This is a genomic window from Streptomyces torulosus (assembly GCF_001419765.1).
In the GTDB taxonomy this organism is placed as follows: Bacteria; Actinomycetota; Actinomycetes; order Streptomycetales; family Streptomycetaceae; genus Streptomyces; species Streptomyces torulosus.
This window is the reverse complement of record NZ_LIRK01000742.1, coordinates 1,585-1,799: the sequence shown is the minus strand read 5'-3', so window position 1 is coordinate 1,799 and position 215 is coordinate 1,585. Positions and strand designations below refer to the sequence as shown.

1 pseudogene is annotated in these 215 nt (G+C 78.1%); it reads right to left on the bottom strand.

The features are described from left to right. Positions 1-215 (bottom strand): annotated as a pseudogene (locus AOK23_RS50955) (DNA-binding response regulator); the annotation flags it as partial.

Genomic DNA, 215 nt, shown 5'->3' with positions numbered 1-215 from the left:
GAGGGCGGCGACCCGGGAACGGGCCGTGGTGCGGCGGGTGTCGGGGGCGCTGCCCGCGGCGTGCTCCATCAACTGGCGGGTGACGGCGGGCGACAGGACGGGATCACCGGCGGCGACCCGGCGTACCGCGTCGACGATCTCGGCGGGCGGGGTGTCCTTCAGGACGAACCCGGCGGCGCCCGCGCGCAGGGCCCGCAGCACCTGGTCGTCGGCGT